This window comes from Pseudomonas sp. B3G-3, from assembly GCF_028640915.1.
Classification (GTDB): Bacteria; Pseudomonadota; Gammaproteobacteria; order Pseudomonadales; family Pseudomonadaceae; genus Aquipseudomonas; species Aquipseudomonas chlororaphis_I.
Genome location: NZ_JAQZAB010000137.1, coordinates 300,173 through 325,968 on the forward strand (window position 1 = coordinate 300,173; position 25,796 = coordinate 325,968).

Consider the following 25,796-nt stretch of genomic DNA (forward strand, 5'->3'; position numbering starts at 1 on the left):
AGCGATGAACAACGAAACGGATTACGAGTACATCGTGGTGGGCTCCGGGGCAGGGGGCGGCACCGTCGCCGCCCGCCTGGCCGAACAGGGCCGCAAGGTGCTGGTGCTGGAGTCGGGTAGCGACCCGGCGGCAGCGGACACCACCGCCCCGCGGCTGCCGGAGGAGTACCAGGTGCCGGCGTTCCACCCGCGCTCCACCGAGAACGATGCGATGCGCTGGGACTTCTTCGTCCGCCACTACAGCAACGATGCCCGCCAGTTGCAGGACCCCAAGTTCACCCGGACCTTCCAGGGCGAGGACGTCAACGGGGTGCTGTACCCACGGGCCAGTTGCCTGGGCGGCTGCACCGCGCACAACGCGATGATCACCGTCTACCCGCACAACCAGGACTGGGACCATATCGCACAGATCACCGGCGATCCGTCGTGGAAAGCCAGTGCCATGCGCGAGCACTTCCAGAGCCTGGAGAACTGCCATCACCGGCCGTTCCAGCGGTTTCTCTCCTGGTTCGGCATCAACCCGTCGCGGCATGGTTTCAAGGGCTGGCTGCACGTGGAGAAGGCGATTCCGGAGGCGGCGTTCGACGACCAGTCGCTGGTGCGTGCGATCGTCGACGCCGCCGAGCAGGCGTTCAAGACCCTGGGCGAAACCCTCAAGCGCATCGGCTGGCAGTTGCAGGGCGTGGGCGACCCCAACGACTGGCGGCTGGTCCGCGAGGAAGCCATCGGCCTGCGCTATCCGCCGCTGGCCACCCGGCAGCATCATCGCAACGGCACCCGCGAACGCCTGCTGGATGTGCAAAAGCGCCACCCGGACAACCTGCACATCGAACTGGATGCGCTGGTGACCCGGGTGTTGCTCGATGACCAGCAGCGCGCCTATGGCGTGGAGTACATCAAGGGCGCGCGGCTGTACCGGGCCTGCACCTTGCCGCGCAATGCCTCCGGTGAACTGCGCCAGGTGCACGCCAGCCGCGAAGTGATACTCGCCGGTGGCGCCTTCAATACGCCGCAGCTGCTGATGCTCTCAGGGATAGGCCCGCGGGAAACCCTGGAGGCCATGGATATCCCGGTGCGGGTCGAGTTGCCGGGCGTGGGACGTAACCTGCAGGACCGCTACGAGGTCGGGGTGGTCAACCGGATGAACTTCGAGAATTGGGAGGTGCTCAAGGGCGCGCGCTACGCCAAGGGCGATCCGCAGTACGAGGAATGGGCCAAGGGCAAGGTCGGGGTCTACAGCACCAACGGCGCGGTGCTGGCGATCATCAAGAAATCCCTGAAGCAACGGCCGCTGCCGGACCTGTTCTGCTTCTCCCTGCTGGCGCTGTTTCGCGGTTATTTCCCCGGCTACTCGAAGTTGATCGTCGAGCACCTGAACTACCTGACCTGGGCCATCCTCAAGGCCCATACCATCAACAACGCCGGCTACGTCACCCTGCGCTCCAAAGACCCGGCCGACACCCCGCTGATCAACTTCCAGTACTTCGAGGAGGGCAACGACACCCAGGGCGAAGACCTGCAATCGGTGGTGGAGGGCATCAAGTTCGTGCGCAACCTGGCCCAGCCGTTGAAAGACGCCGGGCTGATCGCCAGCGAAGAACTGCCCGGCGATGCGGTACAGACCGACGAGCAGCTCAAGACTTTCGTCATGAACCAGGCCTGGGGCCACCACGCCTCCTGCACCTGCCCGATCGGCGCCGACGACGACCCGATGGCGGTACTCGACAGCGCCTTCCGCGTGCGCGGCGTGAGCAACCTGCGGGTGGTGGACGCCTCGATCTTCCCGAAAATCCCCGGCTTCTTCATCGTCACCTCGATCTACGTCGCGGCGGAGAAGGCGGCGCAGGTGATCCTGCAGGATGCGGCCGCAGTACGGGCGCAGGCGGTGCGAGGGGCAGGGCAGGCTACGGCCAGTGCGGACAGAGCGACCACGGTGGAGGCGATGGTTGCGTCAAAACGCTGAACCATGGGCAAAGGCCGAGCCGTCGAGAGGCTCGGCCTTCTTTTTGGTCTTCACGGCGTGCCCGGATGCGGATCCGGATACTCAGCCATCAGCTCAAGCGGCTTGGCATAAGGCCCGTCCCACAATTGCGCGTGCAGCTCGCCGATGCGCTTGGCCATCGCGCTGTCGTGCATCACCACTTCCAGGTTGCGCGAATTGTCCAGGTAGCCGCCGAGCCAGTTGCTGGTGCCGACCCAGGCCACCTGCCCATCGATGTCCATGGTCTTGCTGTGAATCACCCGTGCATAGGGAATGAACCCTTGGGACGCCTGGGGCAGGGTGACGATCCGGACCTGGACATTGGGCAGCACCGCCAGGCTTTTCAGGTAGGGCAGTTCCAGCTTGTCGGTGTTCCAGTTGGACACCAGCAACTTGATCGACACGCCTCGCGCCGCGGCGGCCCGCACGGCATTGTCGATCACCGCGTAATAGGGCCGGGTCCGCTCAGGCCCGTAGGACAGTGGCGCATAGTCCAGCAGTTGCACCCGCACTTCGTTCTTCGCTTCGGCCAGCAAGCGCGGCAACTCTTGCTGTGAGTCGCCCACGCCGGGCGGGTTGTAGCGTTGCGGGCTGGCCACCAGGTAACTGCCGCGGCGTAGGGGCTCCTGGCCAGGGGCAGGCAGGGGCACCGGCTGGTTTGCCGCCACAGCGGCCTGGGCCTGCCAATCCTGCTCGAAGATCGCCTGCACCTGGGCCACGGTGGTTTCATCGCTGATGCGCAACCCGGTTTCGTGGATGTGTTCCAGCGAGCGCCAGTCGAAGTTCTGGCTGCCGATGAACGCCTGTTTGCCGTCCACCACCATGTACTTGGCGTGGATGATCCCGCCGCTCACCCGGGCATAGGGCAGGACCCGGAAGGTCAGGTTGGGAATCGCCCGCAAGCGCTCCAGGGTGGCGGGGTCTGACAGCTTCAGGCCCTTTTCCTCGAGTAGGAAGCGGATCTTCACCCCGCGCTTGCCGGCCGCCTCAAGGTGTTCGATCACCTTGCCCAGCACTGATCCGGGATGGTCCGCTGCATAAAACTGGCCGATATCGATCTGGCTTTTCGCGCCATCGAACAGCTCGATCCACACGGGGCCGGGTTGCCGCAGATCCGCCGCTCCAAGTGCGGTTTCCACCGGCACCGTATGCACCAGCTCGAACCCTGGAATGGCAAAGTCTGCCTGGACCAGCGGACTGATGAGCAAGCCAGCCAGGCCTGCGATCCGAACGCTGAGCAGCGCTCGTGGAAACTTCATGCATACGGACATAGGCGTCCTCATATGAAAGAAAGGCGGGCGCCCCCTGCGCCCGCCCTGGGGTTACGCGGTAGTGCGGCTGTGCAACGGGGTCGGCACCCGCTGCGGCACCTCATCCTGCACGCGGGCACCGGTGGCCGCGCGGATCAGCAGCATCTTCAGTTGATCGTTGATGCGCTCCAGGCTGTCCTGGAAAAAGTTATGGAACACCACGCAGAACAGGGCGATGGCGATCCCCAGCCCGGTGGCGAACAACGCCGTGCCGATACCGCCGGAAATCTGGCCCGGGTCGGACACGCCGGCACTGGCCAGGGCCTTGAAGGTATCGATGATGCCCAGGATGGTCCCCAGCAAGCCTAGCAAAGGGGCGGCGGTGGTGATGGTCTCGATGATCCACAGGCTGCGGGCCAGCGGGGCGCGGGTCGACAGGTATTGGCTTTCGATCACGTCGTCCAGGTCTTTGCGCGAGCCCTGGGCAGCCTTTTGCGCCAGGACCGGCAGGACCATGCTCAAGGGCAGGCTGTCGCGGCGGGTGGCGTCTTGCGGCAGATCCCGCTCACTGTGCACGTGGCTGCCCAGGGCCTCCATCAACGAGCGGGCCTGACGCCGCACATAGGCAAAGTAGAGACCACGCTCGATGGCGATGAAGATCGCGATGGCCACCGCGGCATAACGCCACCATAGGGTGCGTGTGACGCGCTTTTAACCGTCACATAAGCCGTAATTTAATCAACGGTGCATAAATGCCGTCAGTTTTGGGCTAGGTGACGGATTTTTCTGGGGTTTCGGCTTCGCCTTTGAGGTGGTACTTAATGCAAATATCGCAAAATTTCAGCTTCGTTCCCAATGGGCCTAATCGGCAACTGAGCGAATCTCACCAGGGTAAGCTTGGCTTCTCTGAGCACAATGACGGCGTGTTCTGCGGCCAGGGTTTTGGCCAGTGTGGATTTGCCGGAGGTGATCTTGCGCACAGCAGGTGCAGGGTTGGCATGGGCACAGCTCCTTTTGTCAGGCCTTAAGCATGCCAGTTTTCCGGCAGATACATAATATTTCGAGATCTGCGGAAGTAGAATTGTAATATTTCGTTGCTAGAGTAGCCAAGTCAGAGAAAACGGCGACCTAAATCGATACCCGTTAGTTCTTGATATTTTACAAGTGTGCATAGCACAGGGAGTAAAATTGCAATGAGCTCGCTTTGCACCGCAACCACTGTTTATCGCCTAAACCCATTGATTTATCCCGCCCAGGCGGATTTGGCAGAAACAACCCTCAATGCTCTGGCTGTTGCTAACACGTTATTGAACACCTGTGAGCATGCCCACTCGCCTATTAAACTTGAACGCCTCCCGAATCTCTTAACGGAAGAAGGCGTTATATCGCGCTTGAGGCATCCGTTATTTGCGCATTATGCTGCCTTTAATACACATGTGCCGTTAGGTGACAGAACCTTAGTGGAGCGGCGTCACTTTGAAGGCATTTCTTCTGCTTTTAAAGAAACGTTGACTGACATCAGCTACCCAACTATTTGTACGTTCTTGAACACTACCAGCCAGCTGATAGGTGGCAGCGGGAGTATCAGAGATTTACCGATAGGGCTTACGCCTGACAAACAAGGCCGCACGACCCTGTTTATCGATGCCGCTGAAATTGAAGGTACACTCATAAATCTATGGCAATACATGGCCAAACGTCCTGCACCTCAATGCGACCTTTTTAGCGCCTTAATCGCAATTGTTGGGTTATTAAACTGCCATCCATTCAACGATGGCAATGGTCGAGTAGCACGTGTACTTCTCAATATTCTATTGGCACGTTCAGAACACAATTATATTCCCTGGTACGATTTCTATCACTGCACACCAGGAGGGTACACGCTGCGACTACGGCAAGCGCAGCTATTCGGCGAGTGGGATGAATTAGTTTTGTTTCATTGCACCATTATAAAAGTGATGAGCGGCCAATAGCGTTACTTATAGACCGCTTAAAAATACCCGCCGGGGTACACCCAACGGCTAGAGCCAATAAAAAAGTCTTGCCACCCTCAACACGTTTCAGCTCGACCTTACTAACGAAGAAAAGGAGATAACCGATGACACTAGTATATAAAGAGTTGCCGAGTGTTCTGATTCAAGACCCACGGACTGGCCACGCGTATATCGTTAACAGCCAAGAGCTGAATGCCTTCGAATTGACGGCTGACGCCTTTGCTAAAATTGATGACGGCGTGGTTACGTTCATTATTCCTGATGATGAACTAATTGAAACAACCCCGCCCTTTAATTCGAGTGGCACCAAGACGCCAACCGTGATCATTCAGGCGCTTGCGCTGAATAAATCATTCCTCCTTTCCTATGAACAACTGCAATTGTTCAGGGTATCGCAACCTAATGATTACGGGGGTTATGGAATATCGTTTGTGATCCCTTCAGGTAACGAATTCCTTGAGGATTTGTCACCGGTTCAGCAAGCGATGCTGCAAAGCGGGGAGTCTGGCGGCGGGAACGCTATTTCTTATGGCCCTGGTGTCACTTTTCCTTCCACAGGCGTAAACAGTGCCGCCGAAAAATAACGTCTATTTGCGTAAGTAGACTCGCCTTAACGGCGAGTCTATGCTGAATCGGTGGAGCTGATAAATGGACACATCGCTAGGCGATACAGACAAACGCTTTGAGCGACCTTCGGCGTTGATTGACTACACGATTATTGACGACTTTCTCGACGCCACACAGTGCCAAGCGCTCCATAAAAGCCTTTTGTGCAATCAAATGTGGCGTAAGAAAAACCCTATATCCAAACACCTGTATAACTCCCGACCTAAGTCTGCAATCGTTGATAGCGTTTTAGCAAAAGTTGATAGCGTAATGCGAGAGCGGGCTGGACGCGGCCTCCAACTGATAGATTATTGGGCGCTGCTGTATTCCAAGAACAGCGACGGTAATACGCATGCAGATTTCGGACAGCTGACGTTAACGTACTGGTTGACGCCTGAAGAATACAACCTTGACGCCACCACTGGCGGCTTGCTTATTTATGACGTCAAGCGCGGCATGGATCAAAGAGCTAACGAATACCTGATCGCTGGACATGCCTCCGAAGAATATGTTCTCCAGCGCACCCAGCAGCACGTGATTGTACCGTATCGATGTAACAGAGCAGTGCTGTTTGACGCCAGTCACTATCATAAAACTTTCTCTCCCCACTTTAACATCGCGCACCCAGAAGGCATGAGAATGAACTTGACTTTTTCGTATGCCTGTGCAGAACACATTGCAGAACAAGTCAGGTTAATCAATGGTTGAGCGCAACGAAGTGACGTACAGCATTGGCTATGAATTATTGGGCATCACATTTCAGTTGATCACCGATAATCATGAAATGAAACTTCACCTTGAAGAGGTGTTAGAGAAGCACGTCACGATTGATAAAAACAAGCCCATTGATATTGACATTTTTATACCCTTTATAGAGCCCAATAAGCGCAGATACTTAACTCGCACAGCGCCTGATAGCGCAAGCATACTCGCTAATGTTCAGTTCAGTTGCGGCGCGCGCGGGCCCCGTCACTGGAGCAGCACAGCGCCGCCACTCATTCCTTTTGATACAGAGGCGATTGATGGAAAGTTTTTCGCCTACCACGCGGCGGCAATAACCGCTCCTACAATGGGGACGGTTCTACTATTGGGCAATAAAGGCGCAGGTAAGAGTACAAATGCATTGGCCTTGTGTAAGGAACGAGGATGGAGCCTTCTGTCTGATGAGACGTGTGTGGTTCGCTCACGAGACTTGGTAGTCCAGGCACTGTTGCGCCAACCGCATGGCTATACCGTTGACGCGCAAAACATTGCACGTAAAAGTGTGCTTAGGTTTTCGGATAATCTCTGGCTGAAAACCGAAAAAGAAGGAGTCCCAATACTAGCATTTGAACTGATATTTGTTCCCGGGATTGTTAAACCGCACAGTGAAGATGTCACTGACAAAAAAATAGCAACGCAAATATTAACAAGGCATCAATTGCAATTCGGTGGGACGCCAGAAAGTGCACAAGGGTGCTCCAAGGCGTTGGCGGGCACGGTGAAGCTTGTACAAATATATCATGGTGGTTATCTAAGTTTTTCGAGCGTCCAGGAACACATTGTATGCACCGTAAACAGGATGTTTAAATGACCACTTTATTTTCGAATCCATCTCTTTACATCTTACAAACCAAATTGGTCGCTCCGAATACTCAGGGAAACAGTCGATGGACTGTCGTCAACCCTGTCTCATCTACTTTATATGGCGCGATGGGCAAGGATGAGTACCCTAAACTTATAAAAATATTAAAAGAGGCTTCATCTTGCGAGGGAGCCTTATTGCATGGCATGGACGTGCTGACAGACAAAGAATTATTATTGTCAGACCCCGGCAGCTCTTCCACAAAGAAAAGTGATAGATTTCTTGATTATTATCATGAGTTTGTTCATGGGTACGTTTTTCATAACTACGACTCTGTAGAGCGATTTGAAAAAGATCGTGAACAAATGAATGAATACGGAAAGATTGCATCACCTCCAGATGTTTACACTCAGAGAGCCTCCGAATTACCGAGATTTAGCCTTCCCTCACCAAAAATGGAGTTACGCACGATAGACAGTGAGATGCAATTACTGAGCAATATTCTATCGGGTGCTTTTCTCGCAGTAGGACAAATCGATGGAGGTGACTTTGGGCCCTGGTTACGTAAAGCAAGCCCATCGGGTGGCGCGCGTCATCCCATTGAGGCATTGGTGATCATAAACGGAATCGAGGGCATCCCCGACGGCGTTTACTATTTTGATCCACCGGGACACCAACTTATTTATAAAAAGGCTTATTGCCACACGCCTAACGAAAGGCGTCTGTCACTTGTAATAAGCGCAAGAGTTGAACGCCCCATGTGGCGTTACCGTGAGAGCAGAAGCTTTCGCGCAATATTCCTGGATGCTGGGCATTGCATTGAAACCCTGCACCAGTTAAGTGCTGCCTACGGAGGGTCGTTAACGGAGGAGTTAATAACCCAAGATCTATTTAGTGAGTTGGACCTCCAAGACATACCCCTCTGTGGATTTTCAATAAATAAACGTGCAGCCCGTATAGAACATGCTGTAACGCTCCAAGCAATCAAGGCCGACGCCACACATGAGAGCAAGAAAGTAAACAGCTCCACCCACTATACTACCAACCCTTTTTTATGGTGCTATTTCACACAAGGGACACTCATCGGTGTTACGTCATTTCCTGCAGAGGCAAAGATTCTGCTCGATGACGCCATGTTTAGAGTACTAAATTATGCCCAAGCCTCCAAGCGTGGCGATCGTCCTTCAACGCCTGCAGACATCAGCCTGAGTCAAGACGTACCGATAAAATTAGTTGACAACCTTATAAGGTCTGGACTTTTGTTGGAGCGGGAAACTGTACGAAATTTATATGGCGAGGCTGCACATTGGATTGCTCATGGCTGGTACCAGAATCTACTGGTATATCTGGAGTACAGGTCTAAAAAATTTAATTCCGAATCATTTATAGGTCACACTTTTTTCCATCAGGTTGAATGCGCGGAGCCGAATCATTTATGGCAGGCGCTTTCAAAGGAGAGAAAGACGACGCGAAAATTTTCGACGGCGTTGGTTGACCATGATCGGGCACTCGCCGTGATGACACCTTGTTTAAATTTGTTAAATGATTGTGATGCGTTGCAACTATTTCACCTCAAGCGAACTGACGAAAACCTATTTGACATGGAGACGTGGAATAAGCAGGACAGGTGTTTCGTGAGTCTCAAGCAAATAGCAAGCTCTTTATTAGAGGATGCTGTCATAGGGCAAAGGCCGGTCACGCAGGCGTCGGATATTTATTGGTTCACAGCCTCGATTGAAGGCCTCAACTCTGTCGACTATGTTAATACCTTATTAAGACTGGGTATGTTGATGCAAAAAGTGTGTATTTCATGCGCACACATGAAGCTCGGACTCTTTATAACACCCGCCTCTAATGATCTAGCGGCCGCCAAGCTCAGTGCGCTGGACTCGACAGTAACGATTAATTACTTTGCTGCCGTCGGGCATCCAATGAGAACGTAAAATGAGCAAGCGAAAATACGCTTTTGGCTCTGAGCCAAATGGCGAACTCTTAGGAAAGATCAGTCACTCCACACTGATTCAGTTCTTTTCAATTGCCGCTTCGCTGCTGCTTTCTGGTTATATGATAAGAACAATTGGAGGTGATCACTTTGGAGTTATAACGTCGATAAACGCCATTTTGGCGATTTGTTTGATATTCACCACCTTCGGCTGGCCGGTAATGTTAACAAAAGCATTCGCAAGCAATAGCCGTGTTAATTCGATGCTGACTTTAAAAGGAGCATTGAAAGACGCTGGCCTATTGACAGTGATTGTCGGCATTATATTATTTGGCCTGATCTGGCTAGGCATTCTTTCAGAGATGAACTATAGCTTTATCTATCTACCGTTGCTTTTGCTTTTGAGGTCTCTGACCGCGCTTATAAAGGGCGTGTTAGATGGGCTTGGAAAAGTCATCGCCGAACAATACTCTATCGGTATTTTTTTGCCACTCATAACGATTGTATGCTTTGCACTGCTTGGCGCTTCTGGCGACATCAACAACGTATTATTGACTTACTCTTTTTCTGCTTTTCTTGGTTTAATGGTGCTTGTTTCTATATTATTTTTCACCCGCAAGCCCGACATTGATAATGAGCAGCATTCGCCGACTGACATGAAGCGGTCAACTAATTTTTGGCTAATGTCAACCAGCCTCTCAAATGTGGCCTTGCTTAAAGCAGACGTTATTATTATGGGGAACTATGTTGATGATCACTCCATTGCTATTTACGGCATGATATGTCAGGTCGTCACGGTGGTGACAATAGCCATCTCTGCGGGCAACGCGATATTTGGCCCCGTTATTGTAAAGCACTACCAGAATGACGATTTTACTTCGGCAAGGCGAACGTTTCGACTGGTTCAAAAATATGTCCTGCTGTGGTCCTTGCCGTTGTTCTTGGTGCTTAGTGTCTTTCCAGGGTTGGTCTTGTCTTTGTTGGTGGGAGAGCCTGTAGGCGGTGCCTTTAGCGTTTGCCTTGTATTATTGGCTGTCGCGCAAATGGTAAATGCAGGCACTGGGCCGGTTGCTACCGCGTTGTACATGAAGGGGGAAATTGCTTTTTTTGCAATCAGTATGATGTCTTCCGTTGTACTCAACGTAATTGCAAACTTACTGTTGGTGCCTCGCTACGGTGTTATCGGTGCGGCCGCCGCAACCGCGACAGTAGTAATATTAGTCAACCTTGCGCAGTTTTTTAGAGCACGAACGCTAAAAATCGCCTGATCCGAGCCCCAATGAACCAGATACGTTTTCCGGCGCCGCATACGCTGGCCAGCACAAGCAGACGGGCCCTGGGCAGGGTGGATCAACGACATTTTTTATCCGAGACACAACGTTAGTGAGGGGGGGTTATGATTCGTGATGCATTACCCAAGGATGCGAAGCGTATCGCTCAAGTTCATGTCAGTAGCTGGCAACACGCTTATCTTGATCTGATGCCCGCTGACTATTTAGCCTCGCTTAGCGCGACATTGCCTCAAAGAGAGGCCTATTGGGCCCGTACAATTGAAGGCAAAGACGCTGACGTTTTAGTCGCCGAAGTAGAGGGAGACGTTATTGGTTGGCTTTCGATGGGCCCTTGCCGTGATGAAGACACGCCCGAAGCAGCATCGGGAGAAGTCATGGCTATCTACGTTTTGGCAGAATATTGGAGCAAGGGTATCGGCGCCCAATTGTGGCAGATGGGTTTTAAGCGTTTGCTTGATCAAGGTTATAAACGCATCACGTTATGGGTTTTATCTGGCAACGAAAGGGCCATTCGTTTCTATAAGGGGCTTGGTGGAACAGAAGAGCCTGGCAGCCGTCGCACGCTAGTGCGTGGTGGCGTGACGCTGGATGAGGTGAGGTATGTTTGGAGCAATTGATTTTCCCTTACGAACGCGTTTCGGCATTCAACTCGCCAAATTTCGAGGGTGTCCTAGATTTTGTGTAACCGGTCAGCCACGCGACACTGTCGCATCAGACCGGAGGCACCATGAGCAAGGACAAATACCCCATCAACGATGCGCTGCTTGAACAGCTCCTCGCCAACTACCAAAAGCCCGAAGACCTGATCGGAGCCGACGGCACCCTCAAACAGTTGACCAAGAAGCTCGTTGAGCGAGCCCTCGATGCCGAGATGACCCATCACCTCGGCCATGACCGGCATCAGCCGGTCATCAATCCTGTCGGTAACACTCGGAATGGTTTCAGTCGCAAGAGTCTCAAAGGTGAGTTCGGCGAACTCTCCATCGAGATCCCACGCGACCGCCACGGCAGCTTCGTGCCGCAGATTGTCGAGAAACATCAGACCCGGTGGACGGGCTTCGATGACAAGATCCTGTCCCTCTATGCCCGCGGCATGAGCGTGCGCGAGATTCAGGCGCATTTACAGGAGATGTATGGTGCCGAAGTCTCGTCCAGCCTAATCTCATCGGTTACCGAGGCGGTGATGGATGAGGTAAAGACCTAGCAATCACGCCCTCTCGACGCCCTGTACCCCATCGTCTATTTGGACTGCATTCACACCAAAGTGCGAGATGGGGCTGTACGGGTGAAAGCGGTGTATCTGGCGCTGGGCATCAACATGAGCAGCGAGAAGGAAATTCTCGGTATCCGGATCGCTCAGACCGAGGGGGCTAAGTTCTGGCTGCAGGTGGTGACAGAGCTTGCGCAATCGGGGCGGGCTGGGGCGGTTGCGGTCTAGGCAAGTAGCAGGGGCGCGCATCGACCAGAAACTTATCTGACCGCCGTAGGCGCGGCTCCGACTCAGGATGCAGAAGGCCAAGGCGCGTCCGCAACGAATCGATGATCGATATGACCCGAGCCCTGTGCGCCTGTGCTGGTGCCGGGTAAGGCGTCTCGGGTTTAATGTCGCGCAAACATAAGCCTCAGGGAGGGGGCCTATGAGGTCCATCGGCGATCGCTTATCACCCTACAACGATGCGCTGCGCGTCTGGTCCTTTCGCCAGTTGCTCATTGGCCAGGGCCTGTCGATGGCCGGCGACGCAATTTGTCTGGCGGCGCTGCCGATAGCGCTTATCCGGGCCGGTTTTGGCGCGGAAGTCTTCGGCCTGGTCATGGCCGCCGTCGCCCTGGGGACAGTAACGGGCGCCTTGGCCGGAGGCGTGCTGGCAGACCGCAAGTCGGCGAAGCAGGTGCTGATCCATACCGATACGGCAAGGGGCATTGCCCAGCTTGCCGCGGTCGCGCTGCTGATCTCGGGCGCTGCGTGGTGGTACCTGCTTGTTGCCTATCTGATCTTTGGTATCGGCATCGGTGTTTCCCGACCCTGTGCCCAGGTCCTGCTGGTCAACCTGCTGCCCAGGCAGGCCCTGGTGGCGGGAAACGCGGCAATGAACTTCGTTGATAACCTGGTTGCCGTGGTGTTTCCGGCAACCCTGGGCGTGTTCATTATTCTCTGGGAACCGGTATGGGGAATATTGATCGATGGCCTGACGTTCTTCTGCGCAGCCCTGTATACCGCGCGGTTGCCCGACATGGCTGGGCATGCGCCCGAAGATGAATTTTCCATTGGCCAAGCGCTGAAGGGCATCACCCTCATCACCGGCAACGCCATGCTGCTACTGGGTTTCGCTGCGACGCTGGTGGTGAATGTGTTGTGTTTCCCGATCTTCCTGGTGGTTGCGCCTTACGCCATCAGCGAGCGCTTCAGCGAATCCATGTGGGGCCTGTGCCTGGCCGCATCGGGATTGGGCGCCTGTATCGGCTCCATCGTCACGGTTCTCGCCTCCGGCCATGAACGACTGCCCGGACTTGCCGTGACCTGCGGTCTTTTGCTGGCCGGCGCCATGGCACTGCTCGGTCTGGGAAGTTCGGCCTGGATGGTGATCCTCGGGGCAACCCTCGTCGGTATCGTCGAAGCCTCATGGCTCACGGGGTGGGCGACGGCCATGCAAAGGCTTGCCCCCGAGAAGGATCTGGGCAAGGTCGTGGCGATCGATACCTTGGTTACCAGCGGTGTGCACCCCTTCATCTACCTCGGCAGCGGAATCCTCGGCGGCATCCTTGGTTACTCCCAGACCCTGATGCTTACCGCCATTGCCAGTGTCCTTGGCACGCTATTCATTGTCCTGGCCTCCAGCCTGTTCATGTCCAGGAACGCTCGAAATGATCAAGTGCTCTAGTGTCTGGGGGCGGATCGGTACAGTCACTGACGGAGCAAGAGCGGGACTTGAATGTGTGGAGGGTATGGGGGCGGATCTGCGGTAGCCCGAGCAGCTCTAATGATGATTGCTATGAGCCATTACTAGGCTAGTCTGAGTCGTGCTGCCTGCTCTCTGGGCGTGAGACGTGGCCCTCAAGGAGAAGCGGGCTCCCTCGGCACTCAACGGAAGGAAATTCCATGCCTATTTATTACGTCAACAACAAAGCGCAATCGAACGGCGACCACGAAGTTCACAAAACAGGGTGTACTTGGATGCCAAGCGATAAAAAATCCCTTGGGGAGCATGCTGGATGTTCTACGGCGGTTGCATCAGCAAAGAAAATTTATCCCAGGGCCAATGGTTGCAAGACCTGTTCTAATGCGTGTCATACCAGCTAATTCTTGAGTTCCACACCCAACTAGGAGATCGCTCATCCGCTCAAAGTGATGATCAGGCCAATCATTTTGAGCGGGTGTGCAGTTTTTAGAGGGTTATGGCAAACGCCAGTTTTCGAGCAGCGAGGGTAGGGCAGGTGTTCCGGATTACGGCTTCGGCTGCCAGGCCGTCGATGCGGCCGCGGCCTTGAACTTGGCGCGGTTTTCCGGAGTGGCCGGTGGTTCCGAGTCACCGAAAATCGCCTTGAGCCAGTGCCCGTCGGTAGGGTTCGGGAAGAGGATGAACTTGCGTCCGAACTGCTCTTTGTCTTCCGTCATCAGGCTGTTGCGTTGCTTGACGTCCGCGACGTAGTACTTGCGTTTGAAGTCATTGAGGTTGTCGCCGAGCATGACCACTACCTCATAGTCCTTGGCGATTTCCGTTTGCCGGGGCTCTTTGTTGGAGCTGTCGCGATAGACCGTCAGGTGTTTTTCATCGGCAAACGGCAGCTTGTTCTTGCGCAAGTTGGCCAGGGCGTATTCCTTGGTTTTTTCGCCCTGGTCACGGCTGGTGACGTAGAACACCTCGACCCCCTTCGACTGTGCGTAATTCAAGAACTCCAGGGCACCGGGCGTGGCGACCGGTCCGTTGTCGGCGACCCATTGATCCCAGGCGCTGTCATCGAAAAACTCTTTCCCCGAATTGATCATGTAGCCCCAGTAGCTGTTGCTGCCCAGCACGGTGTCGTCGACATCGCTGATGATGGCCAGCGGGCGATCGCTATCCTTGTGGGCTTGCAGGGCTTGATCCAGGCGCATCCTGGCGATGTTGAAGCCTTGATAGTAAAGCGCATCGAACTCAGCCGCGGTCTGCTTCCAGGCAACCGCCGCAGTCAGCAGGTTGGAAGGTGGGCTGGCCGCCTCCTCGGCAGAGGCGGGAGTCCAGGGCAACATAAGAAGGGAGAGGAGCAGGGGGGCGATCAAGGGCTTGCTGGTTTTTATTGTCATACTCGACACCTTGGAGTGAGTTCGAAACTGCGTGAACAAATACCGCCAAGCCGTTCTATAGCAAGCGGGTTTGCTGCTCAATACAGATGTCGTGTTTTGAGATCAATGAGGCGTGATTCCAAACTTAAGATCGCATGCGGTGTTCTCACTGCCATTCAGCTTCCTGGTTTGACGCTCATCGCCCGCCTTCAATCATGAGGGGGACTAACATGGGTTGCGCCCATGCCCTCGGGATACAAGGCTGCCGGTTCCATGTCCTGGCGAGCCGCGGCATTGATCACCGCCCGCTGCACGCACTTGATCACGGCTGCCAAGGAAAACAGAGTGTGCTTGTTCATCGGTTTATGTTCATGGATCGCGAATGGCGGGCTTTGGCACAATTTCCTCACGCGACCACCAGGTTTCTTCGACTGTTGGGCGCAGCGCTATTTTTGGCGGTATCGCCGTTATCACTCGTCCGTCGCTTTTTTGATCCTTGAAGCAGGGAAGGGTGTGGTACCTCCTGACGCTGCTGAACCGCTTATCAAGGACAAGTGCGCAGGCTGTTCGGCATTACTCGCGTTATGCCTTAAGATAGCCGGTTGCCGAAAGAACCGTCATGGCCATAGCCATGAAGGGCTTTCATCCTTTACAAATAAGTGTGGTGAAGATGAACAAGCCTTTCATTTCGCTGTGCCCTGAAATTACTCGGGCACATGCGCTGACGTTGAAGGATTGGTTGGAGGATGAGCGCGTCACTTGCTATCTGAGCGATTCACGTGACGTTTCCCGCTCCATCGAGCAAGTCATTGATCGGACTCAATTACCGATCCTGACCCATTTATTCAACCGGGGCGGCCGATTCTTCATGGCCTATGACCGGCATGACGCCCCGGTGGGCTTTGTCCGTCTCATCAAGACCGGCTCGAATTGCGAGATAGTCCTGGTCATCGGAGACAGCGACAAATGGGGGCGAAACCTTGGCGCCCGCACGATCCGCGAAGGCATGAAACTGGCCTTCCTCGACATGCGGGCCGAGAAGCTCATCGCGAAGATCCACCCGGACAACGCGCGCTCGCTGAAAGCCTTTCTGCGCAGCGGCTTTCTGCTTGAGAGCGAAACGCCGGCATTGAAGTCATTTTCCATGACGGCGGGGCGCTATCTCCAGTTCTTGCGCGAAGGTGCCGTTGGCGGCTCCACGGGGATCTACATCACTGAAATCGACAAGGCCAGGCTCGAGAGTCTGATCGCGCTTGAGCAAGGCCCGACCGTTGTTGAACTCGAACATGAGCTTGAGCGAGCCATTGTCGTCAAGCCGCAGCAGGTGGCGCGCAATGTCGTCACGATGAACTCCAGGGCTTTGCTGCAGTTGGACGACGAAGAGATCGAAGTGGCCTTGGTCTACCCTGACGACGCGGACAGCAGCGCCGGGAAGCATTCCGTGTGTTCCGACATCGGTGCTGCCATCCTGGGCTATCAGGAGGGGGACGCCATCGACTGGCGAATTTCTGATCGGACCCGCCGGATTGAGATCAGGAAAGTGCTTTACCAGCCGGAGGCCGCGGGCGATTTCCACCTGTAATTGCGCCTTTAGCTCAGTGTTCGTCCATCAGGCGCGAAGATCCCCCAAAGGACGGGGCCGCGCTTTCCGTGCCTGATGCCAACCGTCTGCCACAGGCCGCGCCGTTCACCGTCCCGAACAACGGCGTGGCATCGTCGAAGTGTCAGACCAACCGCAGACTCCTCGAAAGCAGGTGGCCTCGATCCGAGATGAACAAATAGCGGTACGGCAGTTTCATTGGTTTGCCGTTACGCAGGGGGCGTCATACACCTGCGCAGAAATACCTACGGTTCGTCCGTGGTTTTTGAGCGCAGGCTCTTCAGCGCGCGGGTCGCCTGGATCATGTTCGCGATCATTGAGAGCGTGGACGTAGCGCCCGGAAGAAAACCTTCAAAATTCTCCCATATAGAAAATAGTAGAAAAAACAAATGCTAAACTCATCTAGCTAAGCTGGATTCTTGTTTGTTTTGATGCTGATCTTCCTCCTGGCGATCACCGCAAAAAAAATGGCTGTAGGTAATTATCTAAATAGAGGAAGTCCATTAGGATTTTCGATTCTATTAGTTTTTCGAGGTCATGTAGTTCCTTGCGTTATAGAAAAACGGTGACTACTCTCATGGCCGAGGATTATCTTGGAATGCCCCAATCATAAGGAATTGAGATAAGGATCAGCATATCCACAACCTAAAATGGGGGTGGTTATGCCTAAACGCAGCAGGACTTCATATTTTACCAAGCGCGGACAGCATTTTGGAAACCTTTGGGCCGTATACAGTTGCAAGGCCGATGAGGTTTTGTTGCTTTCGACCGACAGGCAATTGGCGCATTGGCTTTTATTTCTAGAATTCTCTCCATCAGTTAAAAAATTTAGCTTTAAATCCGGAGCAATTGAGCTCGGTCAGAATCCTGGGTTAACTTTAAATTATCACGTCGAAGTTGTTCCTGTGGAAGGGGATAACGAACTGCACTACTTGCAGACTGAAGGATACACTGAGTACTTTTCAGATAAGGTCTTGGCGGCAAGCCGCTGCAGATATAAGTATAGGGAGTTCAACGACAAAGATTGGGAACCCAGGCGAAATCATGTGCTCCCTCTGCTTAAAGTGGCAAGTTTCCTTGCAGGAAGCAGGAATCTATATATCCCATCGATGCTTCGCGAAAAAGCAATTGAATATATTCTGAGAACCCGGTCAGGGACCTTGCGCGGCTTTTTGTCAGCATTGTCTGAATTTGAGCGAAATTTAATTTTAGTGATCTTTGCGCGCCTATTTTCGGAGCGTGTGACCTCTGTCGACTTCGAGCTTGGCTTTTTTAGCCAAGATACTCAGTGGAGGTTTAATGAATACTAAAATTACGAAGGAAAAGGTTGTTTTGATTGGGTATAAAAAGGTAGATGCCACTGCCATGAATGAGGAGGATCGGGAGCTTTTCCTTAGGCGAAAAAAAGCGATTGATATGAGGCTGGATGGCTATACTGGACGAGAAATTCGAGAACAGACCGGCATAAGTGAGAGTGAACTGACCAGAATGTTCAAACGTTATACAGTAATGCTAGTTGAGGGGGTGTTTCTAGGTGAAGCGGGTTTGGTACCGCACTCCCGCGTGAGCTCAAACGTCAGACACAAAGCGCTACCTAATAAACATACTGAAGCACAGGGTGGGCTTTCCGGTGCCCTCAGTTATACGCTTGGAAAGCATCCAAAAATAGCTGAGAAATTTGTGCCTGAAGTATTTCGCAAGGACTTTAGGTTTGGGCACGGATCTCGCTACGATAAAAAGCATCTGTGCGCAGTATTTTATAATATCTGCGAAGCTGAGGGAGTGCTTGCAGATGAATGGCCACTCAATCAACCACGCGGCGCGAGTAGAACAATAAGAAAATATATAAACGAGATCTTAGAAAGCGATTTTGAAAGGGCAGCGCTTGCTACAGGAGGCAAACTTGCCTTGACCCATTCCAGAGCAGGTACCGGACGCCCCCCGCTTTTTGACAACTATGATGTCTTCGATCTTATTGAGATAGATTCGTATCATGCAGATGCATTCTTTGTCCTGAACCTCACAGGAGACAGGCGGGTCAAAACTAAGGATGTGATAAGCCGCATATGGATAATTGCAGCCGTGTGCAGGAGAAGCAACGCTGTACTGGCTATAAAATTCGTGTTTTCCAGTGAGATAAGAGCGCAAGACTTGGTAGATTTGATCTGCGAGGCCTACACCGGTTGCTGGACACCTCGGCCAACACTACATGTGTCTAATCTGGAGTACTCTGGCTCAGCAGGTATGCCAGGTTATTCTATCCCTGCACTAAAAAACCATACCTGGGGGGCGGTGTGTTTGGACAATGCGATGCAGCATCATGCGAATCAGGTGTATGAACTAGCTCTGTATGCTATTGGATTTGGTATCAATTTTGGACCTCTGAAGCAACCAGCGAGAAGAGCTAAAGTCGAGGCACTATTCAAGCGAATTTCTTCGAGGGTCATGCACCAGATCGAATCCACAACTGGATCGTCTCCTGAAAATGGGCGCGCCGAATCGCCTGAGAAAGCTGCTATCTATTATCAAATCGATGTTGATGATGCGCTAGAGGTTATGGATGTCTACACAGCTAATTATAATGGCATACCTCAAGGCGGATTGAACAAGGGAAACAGCCCTTTGGAAGTGTTGTTAGCCTATTGCAATGATCGACACGCCCTCTTGACCACATCCTCCGAGGTTTATTTAAACAGCATCGCTCTGGGCAGCACTACTCGAATAGCGCGGGTGACTGGAAATATGGAGAAGGGTATCAGACCTCGAATCAAACTCGACCAAGCCATTTATACCAGCCCAGACTTGGCAAATTCCGCAGGCCTCATAGGTACTACACTTACGATTCGAATCACACCAAGCGATTATCGATACGTCGAAGCTTATCTACCTAACGGGATCTTCTTTGGCATCTTAACGGTTGAAGCAGCATGGCGCAACATTGCTCACAGCGTGACGACTAGGCGCTTAGTGAACCGAGCATTTTATAAGCGCGAATTTGAAATCATGGAAGGCGAGAACCCGTTACTTGCCTGGCGCAGGCATATGAGAACAACTCCCAATCCCGCAAATAACCGCGAATTGCAGCGGCTCAAAGTGGAAAGCAAGGGACAGGTTACTGAAGCGCCGATGAAAGACTCCGCGGAGAAAGGTGTGTCACAGAAGCCGGCCGTGAGTGAACGATGGAAAAATCTGGACATTCTCAAGTAGGAGGAACTCATGGAACATTCTCATCCTATACTGAGTAGAGAATATAGATTAAACACTCCAACTTTGCTGGCCGTGGTTCAGAATGCCTGCTTCAAAGTACTAATGCGAAAGACGGGCGTGGTTTATACCGGCGAGCCAAGGGTGGGAAAAACCGTGTGTTGCGAAGCATTGCTAGAGGAGATTCCTAAGCGCTTCCCGAATGTGTATGTTGTCATGATACCCGCGATAAATAAGGATACTGATTCGCCTCGCTATTCCTCAATTGTTCACCAACTCATCGATCAGGAAGGTATTCTTCCCAAAGCGAGAACGACTTTTGTCCAGCGTCAGTCGATGTTGCTGGAACGCCTTAAGACTAGAGCTGAGTTTCGCAATGCGAAGCAGATTGTGCTTTTGATCGATGAACTGTCAAGGCTTTCGATTGCTGACTTTAAACAGCTGGCGGATATTTACAACAAATTGCGCGCCGATAAAATAACCATGACAGTCATTTCATTTGCGATGCCGTCCATTGAAAAAGTTGTGGCGGACTTTCTTCGTAATGATGACAGGCATATCATTGGTAGGTTTTTATCTGATATCCGTCCATTGTATGGTGTCACCACAATGGTCCAGTTAAATCAGGTACTCAAACTCTACGATGACTGTGCTGAAGAAAAGCTTCTCGGGCACAGCTTTACTAGAGACGTGCTTCCGCAAGCTTATGCGGCGGGGTTTAGACTAACCAGTATTACTGCTGATGTCTGGCGTGAAATGTCGCGCATCGCCGCCGGAAAGTACGTTAATAACTTACCCATGGAGCATGTCGCCCTGGTGATCGCCTATTTGTTGTTGATACTGAGCGATGAAGACTCAAGTGTGCTAAGTGTACCGCAAGACTTGATTGAAGAAGCCGTACGCGAAAGCAACTTTAAGGAATTCTGCAGAAAAATAACTGATTGGAAGGAAGCAGAATGAAATCCTTATTTTATCCCGAATGCGGCCCAATGCCTTATGAGTCAATTCTGTCCATCTACTTAAAAATCTCCCACAGTAATTTTATAGAATTATCCGACCTTCGGAAAAAGATTGGTGGACTCTGGGTAGATGGAAAAAGCGGCCGTATGCTGATCACTCATAAGATTGAAGAATGTCTAGAGGACAATATTCAAGGGATTGCGCATCACCTGCCTTGGAAATACGCGCCTGCGATCGCGCTGAGTAGCCCAGCATCACTAAGGTTCTGTACTGAATGCGTGAAATTTGGTTATCACTCCGTGTTTAATTCGATCTGCCTGCATCGCGTATGTCCTTTACATAAGCGTGCGCTGAGCTTGGCCTGCGATGCCTGTAGGCGACATTTCTTTAAGGGGTTTAGCGCTGCTCATAGCATACCTCGCGCTTTGGAGGTTTGTAGTAAGTGCGGTTTCCAAGACATCGGACTTCGCCGTGAGATAAAGATGCGCCGCTCACCCAAGCTACAGATCGCGCTTGATTACTTTGGTAGAGCCCAAGCTCGTTGGTACAGGGAGATTTATGGCCTCTACACTGCTGAGAGCGGCTACAGTGGCCTGTATTACCAGTCAAATCTTGCGCGTGCTGAACTTTCGGGTCCAGGTGAACGGCTGTTCGATATGCAGAGCCCTGAAAGCCTGGCAGGGCGTCGACAATTTTCGCCACCGATTGCTTGCGTCAGCTGGTTCAGAACCTATCTACATGACCGCTTGTACCGGACTGACTCCCCATTTCATTTGGCTGATTATCTGCGGTTGCATTCGCAACGTGAAATATTAAACCGTTTGAAAGTCAGGTTTTTGGGCAAGCATATGAGGTGTTACAAGGAGGGGTGCGAAATAGCAGGCTATCCTGATGGCCAACCTAGGACAAGATCGTTCTGTCCCCTAACGGTGGCATTTATTCTTCTGTGCCTGAAAATGTCTTATAACACATGGCCGACTCCAGGCAGTGATTTTCATGACTTCTCGCCCAAAGGTTCAAAGAATAAGGAGTCGGCTCCCTTGCTGACAAGTTGGAGCTACCGTGAAGCAGTGCTGGTTTTTCTGACTATACTGGCACGCTTGGAATATTATGTTTCCGAAGGGCAAGATTTTTTTGTAATTTGTAGATCTGAAGTGATTTATTTTCCAGATGACCGTGGCGTGACACTCCTGCGGAAGTCATCTTACAAGTTTCGCTGTAACTGCCGTAATCCTCAGCGCCGACATTTACTGTCTCGCAATGGCGCTGGTGGCGCTTTAATGGTCGTGTGCGCTACTCAAGGAAACCACGTTGATGGAAGCTCCAACCCCAGGCAGCTTGTTGTATAGATGCCCTGACCTAAGGTTTGCCACAACAGGAATCCCCAGGACTGTTCTGAGTTCAGAGTGCGGATAGCCGGGAGGGCGTCCGAGAGTTTGGGCATTGGCGCCTCAAGTTTATGGATCATGGGCTGTAGTCATCGACCAGGCTAGGCATAAACGCCGTAGGCGAGTTGCTGCAAATACACCTTGAGGGCTTGAAAGCCCACAGCGTTGCTCAACATGTCGAGCGGCAACTCTCCGCCAAAATAGAAGCAGGGTCGAACCAGCCAGGCTTCAGCAAGTGCCAGCGAACCGAAGACCTCGCTGGCAAGTTCCATGGCGCAGGCGTAGTGCAGGGCGATGGCACTCTGCTGCGGGGTTAGCCGGGCAGGCCGCTGCCTGCGCCGTGACCGTTGTCGGCTCTGGGGCTGCCCTAGTATTCGCCTCCAGACCTGTTGTTCACCGCACTGGGTGGTGGCCGACAACAGGTTCTGAACATCCGTAAAGGCGAAGCCATGCGCAACCTGGTGGGACACCTGTGCTGGGTTGAGTTCATCGGGATCAGGGTGTAGCAGATAAGCCGTGGGCCGCAAGGGTGTGATGAACCCTTGGCCGCGAGTACGACGTGGTGTCGACATCCACAGATCCTCCATCGGCGGGCTTGCTAGTTGCCGAGCCCTAGGTTGCCCCGGCAGCAGGGCTATGACATACGGCAATGAATCATTACACCGCTTCCGGGCGCTGCCAGGGTATCGTCGATTACAGATCGAATGCATCAGGAAGGCAACAGTATGGACCCGATAGTCGCGTTCCAGGCCAATGACTGAGAATCGGCTTTAAGGGCGTGGTCTGCTGGGCCGGCTTTGATGCAGATGGCGGGCTGATTGAGGAGGCGGTGCTATGGACGTTGTGCGCGGGATCGAAGCCGTGGCAAACCCTGTCGCGAACGGATCGGGTCTAATGCGAATCACCAGTCGTCAATAGTTCGGAGTTCCCGCCATCATCTTCCTGGGTGATGGGCAACAATTGGCTCGCCCGACTGCCTAGCAGCGATCCCGCCTGGAAATATCCCATCACCGTACTGACGCTGCGGTGCTCGGTCATCGCCATGACTTCACCGAGCGGTATCCCTTGGCGCCCGGCCTCGGTGACGAAGCCGGAGCGCAGACTGTGCGCCGCCCAGTCACCGTCAAGTCCGGCCAGCGCGGCGCGCCGTTTGACGATGCGCGCGACCTGGTCGCCGGACAGCCCGGCGCTACCGACGCGGCCTCCTTTGTACAAGCGGCGGAACAGCGGCCCACTACTCGCCGGGGCCGCCGCCAGCCAGGCGGCCAGCGCTTGCGCCACCGGCCCCTGCAGCGGCTTTTCTCGACGCACGCCGCCGGTGTCAGTCTTGGTCGCCCCGAGCGCATACAACCAAGTGTTGGCGTCCAGGCGACGCAAGTCCTCGACCAGCAGGCCAATCACCTCCGAACGGCGCCGACCGCCGCCGCTCCAGGCCAACAGCAACAGGGCGCGATCGCGCACGCCGCGCACCCCGTCGGTGCAGGTGGCGAGCATCGCCTGCAACGGCTCGAGCACGATCGCGGTCTTCTTGCGCACGTTCACACCCTGGCGAGTCTGGGTCTTGCGCGCCTCGCGCAGCAAGGTCTTCACCGCCGGCGCGTCGCCGGGATTGTCCCAGTCTTTGAGTCGGTGCCACTTGGCCAGGACTGCCAGGCGATGGCTGACGGTGCTGTACGCCAGCGGCCCCACCTTGGCCTTGACCCGGGCGGTGACGAGTGCGGCGTCGATTGACGGCGGCAGCAGGTGCGTCCAGCTGCCGCCAGCCTCAGGCCTGGCCAGATGATCGACGATGAACTGCACCGCCACAGTCGGTGGCAGCGCGGCATCACCCAGTGCCTGGCCGTAGCGCAGTTGCAGCCAGGCCGACCAGTAGGCGAGGGCGCTGCGGTAGCTGCGCACCGTATTGGCCGCAGTGCCGGCGGCAATAAACGCCGCTGCCGCTTCCTGGGCATTAATAGCCAGAAAATGCAGGTCCAGCGGGGTTTCGTCGATCAAAGTTAACTGATCTGTAATATTTAATACGTTCAAAGTATTATAATTCCAATATTTACCAAATAAGGTCGGATAATCTTTCATTATCAGACCTAATATAGCGGAGGGCAGGGTATGGCGGTAGGCGTACCGGAAAACGACGTGTTCGCCGCGGCGGACGCGGTGCTGGCCCGTGGCGAACGGCCGACGGTGGAACGGGTGCGTCTGGAGCTCGGCCGCGGCAGCCCGGCGCGGGTCGGTGCGCTGCTCGATCAGTGGTGGGAACAGCTGGCCGGGCGCCTGCGCGGCGAGACCCGCTTGCCCGGGCTGCCGGCGGAGGTGGCGCAGGCCTTTGTCGCCATCTGGCAGCAGGCGTCCACGCTGGCCCAGGGTGTGGTAGAACAATCGTTGGCGGGCCAGCGTCAGGTGCTAGCCGAAGAGCGCGAGCAGTTGGCGGTACTGGAAGCTCGGGCCAGGCTGGATGCGGCACAGGCGCGCCAGCAGATGGCCGACGCACTCGCGGCGCGGCAGGTGGCCGAGACCCGACTCAGCGACCTGGAACAATTGCTAAGCCAGCGCCAGGCACAGATCGACGACCTACGCCTGCAGCGCCAGGAGCTCGTGGGTCAGCGCGACGAGGCGCGCCAGCAATTGGACGAGGCGCACCAGCAGCTGCGGGACAGCCGCCAGCTCGCCGAGCAGACGCGCGAGGAGGAGCAGCGCTACACCCGCGACGTCGAGGACCGAGCCTATCGAGAGATCGATCGCGCCCGTGAGGAGGGTAAAGCCCTGACGGTCCAGCTCAAGGACGCCAATGGCCGTCTGCAGGTCTTGCAGCAGACGCTGTTAGCGGGGCAGACGGAGCTGGCCGAAGCCTGTGAGCAGCGGGGTATCGCACAGACCCAGGCACAAGCGTTGCTCCGCGAGCGGGAGCAGGTGCACCAGGCGCAGGCTGAGTGGAACCGGCAGCTCCAGGACTTGCAGCAGCAATTGCAGTCGGCGCAACGCGAGGTGACCAGCGTCCGTGAGCAAGCGGCGGCTGCGGCAGCCCGCGCCGAAACGCTGAGTCAGCAACTGGCAGGCGCCGGCAGTGGCCCCGCGGCGGTCAAGTGTAGTCAGCGCCCGCGCAAAACCACCCCGAAACCCAGCTGAAAGCTGGCAGGCGGTCAGAGGTGAGCTCATTCATCCGCCGCCCGCCAGTCAGCTATCTCCTTCAAAGCAATTGGTAAAGTCGCGGCCTCGCAACTAGCGATCGATGAGCTAGATCACACGTTTTCTCTGCAGACTAGAGGTGTTCAATGAGCTTTCCCTGGCTCTAGGGTAAAAGGCTGTAGGTAGCAACGGTATTCAGGTTTTTCCTCTTTCTGCAGGAGGACGAGTATGGACCGTTATCATGATACGGGTGAATCGCCCCGGGGTTCGTAGACACCTCCTTGCCTTAAACTGAGGCCAATCAGGAGGTGCCATGAGCAACCCACGTTACCCCGAAGAATTCAAAATCCAAGCGGTCAATCAAGTGACCGAAAAGAAGCTGCCTGTCGCTGATGTAGCGGCCCGTCTTGGCGTGTCGACGCATAGCTTATATGCCTGGATAAAGCGCTACAGCAAACCTCAAGAAGAACGACAGCAAGACGATGATCAGCACGCTGAACTGCGTCGTCTGCGAGCAGAACTCAAGCGCGCCACTGAAGAGCGAGACATCTTAAAAAAGGCCGCCGCGTACTTTGCCAAGGAGTGCGGCTGAAGTACGCCTTTATCAAGCAGCGCGCGGGCGACTATTCGA

21 protein-coding genes and 2 pseudogenes are annotated in these 25,796 nt (G+C 54.1%); 17 read left to right on the forward strand and 6 right to left on the reverse strand.

Annotation, left to right across the window (positions count from 1 at the left end):
• The first annotated feature begins 4 nt into the window (after positions 1-4).
• Complete coding sequence (locus PVZ80_RS33750; RefSeq protein ID WP_101282491.1) at positions 5-1,963, forward strand: GMC family oxidoreductase; 1,959 nt, start codon at positions 5-7, stop codon at positions 1,961-1,963.
• A 50-nt stretch (positions 1,964-2,013) separates the two neighbouring features.
• Here the strand turns inward: PVZ80_RS33750 and PVZ80_RS33755 are convergent, their stop codons facing one another.
• Together PVZ80_RS33755 and PVZ80_RS33760 are read right to left on the reverse strand one after the other, a co-directional pair.
• The gene (locus tag PVZ80_RS33755) at positions 2,014-3,240 is read right to left on the reverse strand and encodes a phospholipase D-like domain-containing protein (protein ID WP_273865130.1); all 1,227 of its coding nucleotides are present in this window, start codon (positions 3,238-3,240) and stop codon (positions 2,014-2,016) included.
• 63 nt (positions 3,241-3,303) lie between these two features.
• Complete coding sequence (locus tag PVZ80_RS33760) at positions 3,304-3,903, reverse strand: MotA/TolQ/ExbB proton channel family protein (protein WP_273865131.1); 600 nt, start codon at positions 3,901-3,903, stop codon at positions 3,304-3,306.
• Positions 3,904-4,424: 521 nt separating this feature from the next.
• Here PVZ80_RS33760 and PVZ80_RS33765 point away from each other — a divergent pair.
• From PVZ80_RS33765 to PVZ80_RS33805, 9 genes and pseudogenes are all read left to right on the forward strand, one after another.
• A complete protein-coding gene (locus tag PVZ80_RS33765; RefSeq protein WP_273865132.1) occupies positions 4,425-5,204 on the forward strand; it encodes a Fic family protein in 780 nt (259 codons plus the stop codon).
• 125 nt (positions 5,205-5,329) lie between these two features.
• Positions 5,330-5,809 (forward strand): hypothetical protein, encoded by a 480-nt coding sequence (locus PVZ80_RS33770; protein ID WP_273865133.1) that lies wholly within the window; start codon positions 5,330-5,332, stop codon positions 5,807-5,809.
• Positions 5,810-5,873: 64 nt separating this feature from the next.
• Positions 5,874-6,539 (forward strand): hypothetical protein, encoded by a 666-nt coding sequence (locus PVZ80_RS33775; protein WP_273865134.1) that lies wholly within the window; start codon positions 5,874-5,876, stop codon positions 6,537-6,539.
• A complete protein-coding gene (locus PVZ80_RS33780; RefSeq protein WP_273865135.1) occupies positions 6,532-7,404 on the forward strand; it encodes a hypothetical protein in 873 nt (290 codons plus the stop codon). The genes PVZ80_RS33775 and PVZ80_RS33780 overlap by 8 nt, the downstream gene beginning before the upstream one ends.
• Positions 7,401-9,338, forward strand: coding sequence for a SagB/ThcOx family dehydrogenase (locus PVZ80_RS33785; RefSeq protein WP_273865136.1), 1,938 nt, complete (start codon positions 7,401-7,403; stop codon positions 9,336-9,338). The genes PVZ80_RS33780 and PVZ80_RS33785 overlap by 4 nt, the downstream gene beginning before the upstream one ends.
• 1 nt (position 9,339) lies before the next feature.
• Positions 9,340-10,605 (forward strand): oligosaccharide flippase family protein, encoded by a 1,266-nt coding sequence (locus PVZ80_RS33790; RefSeq protein ID WP_273865137.1) that lies wholly within the window; start codon positions 9,340-9,342, stop codon positions 10,603-10,605.
• Between the two features lie 128 nt (positions 10,606-10,733).
• The gene (locus tag PVZ80_RS33795; protein WP_273865138.1) at positions 10,734-11,246 is read left to right on the forward strand and encodes a GNAT family N-acetyltransferase; all 513 of its coding nucleotides are present in this window, start codon (positions 10,734-10,736) and stop codon (positions 11,244-11,246) included.
• Between the two features lie 110 nt (positions 11,247-11,356).
• Positions 11,357-12,043 (forward strand): annotated as a pseudogene (locus PVZ80_RS33800) (IS256 family transposase); the annotation flags it as partial.
• 223 nt (positions 12,044-12,266) lie between these two features.
• The gene (locus tag PVZ80_RS33805; RefSeq protein WP_273865139.1) at positions 12,267-13,508 is read left to right on the forward strand and encodes an MFS transporter; all 1,242 of its coding nucleotides are present in this window, start codon (positions 12,267-12,269) and stop codon (positions 13,506-13,508) included.
• 563 nt (positions 13,509-14,071) lie between these two features.
• On the opposite strand, the gene PVZ80_RS33810 is transcribed toward PVZ80_RS33805, so the two are convergent.
• Complete coding sequence (locus tag PVZ80_RS33810) at positions 14,072-14,911, reverse strand: 5'-nucleotidase, lipoprotein e(P4) family (protein WP_273865148.1); 840 nt, start codon at positions 14,909-14,911, stop codon at positions 14,072-14,074.
• Between the two features lie 188 nt (positions 14,912-15,099).
• Entirely contained in the window at positions 15,100-15,249 is a 150-nt protein-coding gene (locus tag PVZ80_RS33815) for a hypothetical protein (protein ID WP_273865140.1), read from the reverse strand.
• Between the two features lie 260 nt (positions 15,250-15,509).
• Between PVZ80_RS33815 and PVZ80_RS33820 the strand changes: the two genes are divergently transcribed.
• The 5 genes from PVZ80_RS33820 to PVZ80_RS33840 all read left to right on the forward strand — a co-directional run bounded on the left by PVZ80_RS33820 (position 15,510) and on the right by PVZ80_RS33840 (position 22,003).
• Positions 15,510-16,472, forward strand: a complete 963-nt coding sequence (locus PVZ80_RS33820) for a bifunctional GNAT family N-acetyltransferase/nucleoside diphosphate kinase regulator (protein WP_103331579.1) — start codon at positions 15,510-15,512, stop codon at positions 16,470-16,472.
• A 680-nt stretch (positions 16,473-17,152) separates the two neighbouring features.
• The gene (locus PVZ80_RS33825; protein ID WP_273865141.1) at positions 17,153-17,800 is read left to right on the forward strand and encodes a hypothetical protein; all 648 of its coding nucleotides are present in this window, start codon (positions 17,153-17,155) and stop codon (positions 17,798-17,800) included.
• The gene (locus PVZ80_RS33830; RefSeq protein WP_273865142.1) at positions 17,790-19,697 is read left to right on the forward strand and encodes a hypothetical protein; all 1,908 of its coding nucleotides are present in this window, start codon (positions 17,790-17,792) and stop codon (positions 19,695-19,697) included. The genes PVZ80_RS33825 and PVZ80_RS33830 overlap by 11 nt, the downstream gene beginning before the upstream one ends.
• A gap of 9 nt (positions 19,698-19,706) precedes the next feature.
• Positions 19,707-20,654 (forward strand): ATP-binding protein, encoded by a 948-nt coding sequence (locus tag PVZ80_RS33835; RefSeq protein ID WP_273865143.1) that lies wholly within the window; start codon positions 19,707-19,709, stop codon positions 20,652-20,654.
• Positions 20,651-22,003 (forward strand): hypothetical protein, encoded by a 1,353-nt coding sequence (locus PVZ80_RS33840; RefSeq protein ID WP_273865144.1) that lies wholly within the window; start codon positions 20,651-20,653, stop codon positions 22,001-22,003. The genes PVZ80_RS33835 and PVZ80_RS33840 overlap by 4 nt, the downstream gene beginning before the upstream one ends.
• 140 nt (positions 22,004-22,143) lie before the next feature.
• Here PVZ80_RS33840 and PVZ80_RS33845 read toward each other — a convergent pair whose 3' ends face one another.
• A complete protein-coding gene (locus PVZ80_RS33845; protein WP_273865145.1) occupies positions 22,144-22,614 on the reverse strand; it encodes an MbcA/ParS/Xre antitoxin family protein in 471 nt (156 codons plus the stop codon).
• 319 nt (positions 22,615-22,933) lie between these two features.
• On the reverse strand, positions 22,934-24,070 hold the full coding sequence (locus PVZ80_RS33850; protein WP_273865149.1) for a site-specific integrase: 1,137 nt from the start codon (positions 24,068-24,070) through the stop codon (positions 22,934-22,936).
• A 78-nt stretch (positions 24,071-24,148) separates the two neighbouring features.
• On the opposite strand from PVZ80_RS33850, the gene PVZ80_RS33855 reads away from it, so the two are divergent.
• Together PVZ80_RS33855 and PVZ80_RS33860 are read left to right on the forward strand one after the other, a co-directional pair.
• On the forward strand, positions 24,149-25,165 hold the full coding sequence (locus PVZ80_RS33855; protein ID WP_273865146.1) for a DNA-binding protein: 1,017 nt from the start codon (positions 24,149-24,151) through the stop codon (positions 25,163-25,165).
• A gap of 313 nt (positions 25,166-25,478) precedes the next feature.
• Positions 25,479-25,796 (forward strand): annotated as a pseudogene (locus tag PVZ80_RS33860) (transposase); the annotation flags it as partial.

Coding starts and splice junctions, on each gene's coding strand:
- PVZ80_RS33750 (WP_101282491.1), top strand. CDS start 5: ATGAACAACGAAACGGATTACGAGTACATCGTGGTGGGCTCCGGGGCA.
- PVZ80_RS33755 (WP_273865130.1), bottom strand. CDS start 3,240: ATGAAGTTTCCACGAGCGCTGCTCAGCGTTCGGATCGCAGGCCTGGCT.
- PVZ80_RS33765 (WP_273865132.1), top strand. CDS start 4,425: ATGAGCTCGCTTTGCACCGCAACCACTGTTTATCGCCTAAACCCATTG.
- PVZ80_RS33770 (WP_273865133.1), top strand. CDS start 5,330: ATGACACTAGTATATAAAGAGTTGCCGAGTGTTCTGATTCAAGACCCA.
- PVZ80_RS33775 (WP_273865134.1), top strand. CDS start 5,874: ATGGACACATCGCTAGGCGATACAGACAAACGCTTTGAGCGACCTTCG.
- PVZ80_RS33780 (WP_273865135.1), top strand. CDS start 6,532: ATGGTTGAGCGCAACGAAGTGACGTACAGCATTGGCTATGAATTATTG.
- PVZ80_RS33785 (WP_273865136.1), top strand. CDS start 7,401: ATGACCACTTTATTTTCGAATCCATCTCTTTACATCTTACAAACCAAA.
- PVZ80_RS33790 (WP_273865137.1), top strand. CDS start 9,340: ATGAGCAAGCGAAAATACGCTTTTGGCTCTGAGCCAAATGGCGAACTC.
- PVZ80_RS33795 (WP_273865138.1), top strand. CDS start 10,734: ATGATTCGTGATGCATTACCCAAGGATGCGAAGCGTATCGCTCAAGTT.
- PVZ80_RS33805 (WP_273865139.1), top strand. CDS start 12,267: ATGAGGTCCATCGGCGATCGCTTATCACCCTACAACGATGCGCTGCGC.
- PVZ80_RS33810 (WP_273865148.1), bottom strand. CDS start 14,911: ATGACAATAAAAACCAGCAAGCCCTTGATCGCCCCCCTGCTCCTCTCC.
- PVZ80_RS33815 (WP_273865140.1), bottom strand. CDS start 15,249: ATGAACAAGCACACTCTGTTTTCCTTGGCAGCCGTGATCAAGTGCGTG.
- PVZ80_RS33820 (WP_103331579.1), top strand. CDS start 15,510: ATGGCCATAGCCATGAAGGGCTTTCATCCTTTACAAATAAGTGTGGTG.
- PVZ80_RS33825 (WP_273865141.1), top strand. CDS start 17,153: ATGCCTAAACGCAGCAGGACTTCATATTTTACCAAGCGCGGACAGCAT.
- PVZ80_RS33830 (WP_273865142.1), top strand. CDS start 17,790: ATGAATACTAAAATTACGAAGGAAAAGGTTGTTTTGATTGGGTATAAA.
- PVZ80_RS33835 (WP_273865143.1), top strand. CDS start 19,707: ATGGAACATTCTCATCCTATACTGAGTAGAGAATATAGATTAAACACT.
- PVZ80_RS33840 (WP_273865144.1), top strand. CDS start 20,651: ATGAAATCCTTATTTTATCCCGAATGCGGCCCAATGCCTTATGAGTCA.
- PVZ80_RS33845 (WP_273865145.1), bottom strand. CDS start 22,614: ATGTCGACACCACGTCGTACTCGCGGCCAAGGGTTCATCACACCCTTG.
- PVZ80_RS33855 (WP_273865146.1), top strand. CDS start 24,149: ATGGCGGTAGGCGTACCGGAAAACGACGTGTTCGCCGCGGCGGACGCG.